This is a genomic window from Enterobacter cloacae complex sp. GF14B, assembly GCF_004136805.1.
In the GTDB taxonomy this organism is placed as follows: domain Bacteria; phylum Pseudomonadota; class Gammaproteobacteria; order Enterobacterales; family Enterobacteriaceae; genus Enterobacter; species Enterobacter hormaechei_C.
Window position 1 is genome coordinate 1 of the sequence record NZ_QFRV01000148.1, and the last position, 4,720, is coordinate 4,720.

The following is a 4,720-nucleotide window of genomic DNA, read 5'->3' on the forward strand; positions in this document are numbered from 1 at the left end:
GTCCACGCGCGAGGTCAAGGTCGACAGGCTCAGGGCGGCGATGACGCGGGATTCATGGTTCCACACCGGCACCGCCACGCAGCGCACGCCCTGCTCGTTCTCTTCGCTATCCAGGGCATAGCCCTGCTCGCGGGTCTGCGCCAGGGCGCTCATTAAGGCTTCGCGAGAGGAGAGAGTAGCGGGCGTAAAGGTGGTGTACTGATAGCCCTCAAGCAGGGTGTTCAGCTCGGCCTCGCCCAGCCAGGCAATCAACACCTTACCGATGGCGGTGGCGTGAACCGGCAGGCGGCGGCCGATGCGCGAATAGGCGATGGCAGCGAGCTTGCCTTCAATCTTCTCGATATAGACCCCTTCACGCCCGTCCAGGATCCCCAGATGCGTGGTCTGCCCGGTCAGCCGGGAAAGCTCCGTCAGCCAGCCTTTCGCTTTTTGACGAATATCGATGGACCCCACGACAAAATGGCCGCGCTCGACCAGCTTCATGCCGAGGCGATATTTGCCGTTCTCCGGGTTCTGATCGATATAGCCGTGAAGCTGGAGGGTTTTCAGCAGCGAGTGGAGGGTGCTCTTGCTCAGCCCCATCAGTTTGCTGATGTCGGTGATCTTAAGCTCGGTGGCCTGCTCGTTGAACAGGTCGAGGATCTGCAACGCACGTTCAACAGACTGAATAATCGGCATAATGCTGGTATGTCCACGCTGGAATTAAGGCGAAAACGTACCTTTTTCGGGGTGAAAAATCAATGAAATGGAGCCGGTGTTCTCCCTCTCCCCGTGGGAGAGGGCCGGGGTGAGGGCATCAGGCCGCAGCGCCATCCGGCAACAAAGGCGGCTACATTATTGTTAGCGGGGGACATCAATTATTATCCCGAGCGGCGACAGACTGGATTTTCCAGACCCCATCTTCATTAATCATGCAATCAATGACTGTGTGCTGGGTCTTTTTGCCAAACGTGATATTCACGTTTACACAGACCGGGTCTGAATCATACGAATCAATAGCCACATTCTCAGCCCAGTCCTCGCCGATATATTGCGATTTCATAAAAAAATCAGCCTCGTAAAATTCAGCGTCGGCATAACGGGGATCGGCTGCATGACGTAATTTTTTCATGGTGCTGGCCGTAACGAACTCATCGATTTCATTTCCCTGTTGGATGGGATAACGATCGTTGTTCACTTGTTTGACGTACCAGCGATTGAATTCAAGGGCGCGCTGCATCGGTATCTGAAAATCTTCGGCCCCCAATGCGGCTGTGCTGAATAACACAAGAAAAATGAGTTTATTCATTTTAATAATGCCTGTATAAGGTTATTGCTGGCTGGAGTTGGCGATAGGTTTGCCCCTTCGATTTTAAGCCCTCCGGCTCGAATGGTGGCGGCGATTGCTCGAGCGCAATCGTGTCCAGTATGGGTTAGTGCGTGGCTACGGGCGTATGACACAGCTTCATGCTTATTCCATGACATGAATAATCCTTATTAACGAAATGCAGCAATAAGGAAATATTACGCCGATAATATACGGTGTTTTGTAATTGATAATGACCTGATATTAACCATTATCTACTCAGTAAATAATGGTTAACAAAAAGATAAATACCTATTATGGTTAATGCGTATCTGAGAAAGCATCACTAAAATGAATTTTTCTGCCTGACGATAACGCTGTTGTCGTTTTTAGGGTTTTCTCCCTCTCCCCGTGGGAGAGGGCCGGGGTGAGGGCACCAGACCGCAGAGGAGTCAATCACTCCCCAAGCGTCGCCACCATCACCGCCTTAATCGTATGCATCCGGTTTTCCGCCTGGTCGAACACGATGCTCGCCGCCGACTCAAACACCTCGTCCGTCACCTCCATCCCGCCGTGCAGGTCGAACTCTTTCGCCATCTGCTTACCGAGCGTGGTCTGGTCGTCATGGAACGCCGGCAGACAGTGCAGGAACTTCACGTTCTGGTTGCCGGTCTGCGCCATCATCTGCGCGTTCACCTGATACCCACGCAGCAGCGCGATACGCTCCGCCCACTTCTCTTTGGCTTCGCCCATGGACACCCACACGTCGGTATAGATAAAGTCCGCGCCCTTCACGCCCGCCGCCACGTCTTCCGTCAGGGTAATTTTCCCGCCGTGCTTCTCTGCCAGCGCGCTGCACTCCGCCACCAGGCTCTCTTCCGGCCAGCAGGCCTTCGGGGCCACCAGGCGCAGATCCAGCCCGGTCAGCGCTGCCGCTTCCAGCATCGAGTTGCCCATGTTGTTGCGCGCATCGCCCGCGTAGACCAGCGTCATCTCGTTAAACGCCTTGCCCGGCAGGTGCTCCTGCATGGTCAGCAGATCCGCCAGCAGCTGCGTCGGATGGAACTCGTTGGTCAGCCCGTTCCACACCGGAACGCCCGCATACTGCGCCAGCGTTTCGACCACTTCCTGGCCGTGACCGCGATACTGAATGCCGTCGTACATCCGCCCGAGCACGCGCGCGGTGTCCTTAATTGATTCTTTATGCCCAATCTGGCTGCCGCTCGGCCCTAAATACGTGACGCGAGCGCCCTGGTCAAATGCGGCAACTTCGAAAGAGCAACGGGTACGGGTCGAGTCTTTTTCGAAGATGAGCGCGATGTTTTTACCGGTAAGCTTTTGTACTTCCTTGCCCTTTTTTTTATCGGCTTTGAGCTGTGCGGCAAGGGTCAGCAGAGAAGTGAACTGTGCAGGGGTAAAGTCGAGCAATTTCAGAAAGTGTTTCTTGTACAGATCAGACATTTTATCCTCACATGGCGAACGCCACTTATTGAATTAAAATTCACTTTATATGTGTAATTATTCATTTGCAACCCCGTTTCACAAATCTTTCCAACAAAGGTGGAGGCAAACCCGTCCGTGTGTGAAAATAGAAGTATCTGCCGCACTTTAAAGAGGATTGAGCCATGGCAAACCCGGAATTACTGGAAGAGCAACGCGAAGAGACGCGTCTGATTATTGAAGAGCTGCTGGAAGACGGTAGCGATCCGGACGCGCTGTACACCATCGAGCACCATTTCTCTGCGGATGATTTCGACGCGCTGGAAAAAATGGCCGTGGAAGCCTTCAAGCTGGGTTACGAAGTGACCGAGCCGGAAGAGCTGGAAGTGGAAGAGGGCGACACCGTCATCTGCTGCGACATCCTGAGCGAAGGCGCGCTGAAGGCGGAGCTGATCGACGCGCAGGTTGAACAGCTGATGAACCTGGCCGAGAAGTTTGACGTGGAATACGACGGCTGGGGAACCTACTTCGAAGATCCGAACGGTGAAGACGGCGAAGAAGGCGACGACGAAGATTACGTCGACGAAGACGACGACGGCGTGCGTCACTAAGCGTTTCAGGCGGTGGCGCGCGCCACCGCTTTTTCAAGGCAGAACCATGGATTACCCGCAGATACTCGCCCCCGTACTCAACTTCCTCCAGTGCCCGACCCCGCAAGCATGGATTGATAAAGCCCGCGACCCGGCGAACCTGCCGCTGCTGCTCACCGACCACATGGTGTGCGAGCTCAAGGCCGCCCAGACCGCGCTGCTGCTGGTGCGTAAATACGTCGCCGACGAAAGCGGTGCCGACGCGCTGCTCGAGTGGCTCAAACCCTACGAACAGTTCACCTTCCGCGACGGCCCGGAGCCGGACTTCATCGCCCTGCACAGGCAGATTGGCAAAAGCGTGATGCCCAAAACCGACGACCCGTGGGGCCAGGCGCTTATCGACAGCATGGTGCTGCTGATTAAAGAGGAGCTGCACCACTTCTGGCAGGTGCGCGAGGCGATGCTGGTCCGCGACATTCCGTACGTCAAAATCACCGCCAGCCGGTACGCCAAAGGGATGCTAAAAGAAGTGCGCACCCACGAGCCGCTGACGCTGATCGACAAGCTCATCTGCGGCGCCTACATCGAAGCCCGCTCCTGCGAACGCTTCGCCGCGCTGGCCCCGTACCTCGACGACGACCTGCAGAAGTTCTATCTCTCGCTGCTGCGCTCGGAAGCGCGCCACTATCAGGACTACCTGACGCTGGCGCAGCAGGTGAGCGACGACGATATCTCACCGCGCATAAAGCTTTTTGGCGAAATTGAAGCCACACTTATCTCGACACCGGACACCGAGTTTCGCTTCCACAGCGGCGTGCCGGTGTAAACCGGCATAGCGAAAGGATAAGGATGCGAGATGAATAAAACGTGGACCCGTATTGTGATTGTCGTCGTCGCGGCCGCCGCCGTGGCGTTCTGGGTATTCTTCGATAAGCAGCGTGCCCCCGAACACCAGATTGATACCACCCTCAACGCGATGCCCGCCTGGCAGGTGATTAAGGAGCAGGAGCCCGCGCTGCATCAGCGCATCCTCGACCAGATGGCCGCTCTGCAAAAAGCGGGCGAGCCGGAGCAGCAGATTATCGACACCATCCAGCCGCAGATCCTGCATCTGCAGATGTCGCGCCTGCAAAACGCCCCGGACGCCAACGTGGTGAACTACATGACCATCAACATGGAGCAGACCGCCGCCATCCAGAAGGTGAGCGACGACGCCTGCTTCCGCTTCCTTTACCCGATGGTGAAGGGCGGCGTGAACCCGATGCGCATGCTGGATAAAGACCTGATGGCGCGGCGCATGCAGGCAGACGCCGACATGATGCGCGCGGCCTACGGCAAAAACCGCCACACCGTGACCCCGGCCGAACGCGAGGCGGCTGTCGAGGACGTGCGGCCGATTATGAAG

At 56.2% G+C, this 4,720-nt stretch carries 7 protein-coding genes; 3 read left to right on the forward strand and 4 right to left on the reverse strand.

Annotated elements, in window-relative coordinates:
• From xynR to DD606_RS26215, 4 genes are all read right to left on the reverse strand, one after another.
• Positions 1–678: DNA-binding transcriptional repressor XynR (xynR, locus tag DD606_RS23700; protein ID WP_129259280.1), on the reverse strand; the 678-nt coding region annotated here is incomplete at its 3' end.
• Between the two features lie 175 nt (positions 679–853).
• Positions 854–1,288 carry a DUF3828 domain-containing protein gene (locus tag DD606_RS23705; RefSeq protein WP_045350679.1) on the reverse strand — a complete coding sequence of 145 codons (435 nt, stop codon included), beginning with the start codon at positions 1,286–1,288 and terminating at the stop codon, positions 854–856.
• Between the two features lie 453 nt (positions 1,289–1,741).
• The gene (gene argF, locus DD606_RS23710) at positions 1,742–2,746 is read right to left on the reverse strand and encodes an ornithine carbamoyltransferase (RefSeq protein WP_045345914.1); all 1,005 of its coding nucleotides are present in this window, start codon (positions 2,744–2,746) and stop codon (positions 1,742–1,744) included.
• On the reverse strand, positions 2,716–2,811 hold the full coding sequence (locus DD606_RS26215; protein WP_213014347.1) for a hypothetical protein: 96 nt from the start codon (positions 2,809–2,811) through the stop codon (positions 2,716–2,718). The genes argF and DD606_RS26215 overlap by 31 nt, the downstream gene beginning before the upstream one ends.
• A 99-nt stretch (positions 2,812–2,910) precedes the next feature.
• Here DD606_RS26215 and rraB point away from each other — a divergent pair, with 99 nt between their 5' ends.
• The 3 genes from rraB to DD606_RS23725 all read left to right on the forward strand — a co-directional run.
• The gene (gene rraB, locus DD606_RS23715) at positions 2,911–3,336 is read left to right on the forward strand and encodes a ribonuclease E inhibitor RraB (RefSeq protein WP_008501374.1); all 426 of its coding nucleotides are present in this window, start codon (positions 2,911–2,913) and stop codon (positions 3,334–3,336) included.
• A 46-nt stretch (positions 3,337–3,382) separates the two neighbouring features.
• A complete protein-coding gene (gene miaE / locus DD606_RS23720; RefSeq protein ID WP_045894208.1) occupies positions 3,383–4,141 on the forward strand; it encodes a tRNA isopentenyl-2-thiomethyl-A-37 hydroxylase MiaE in 759 nt (252 codons plus the stop codon).
• Positions 4,142–4,171: 30 nt separating this feature from the next.
• Positions 4,172–4,720: topoisomerase II (locus DD606_RS23725; protein ID WP_129259282.1), on the forward strand; the 549-nt coding region annotated here is incomplete at its 3' end.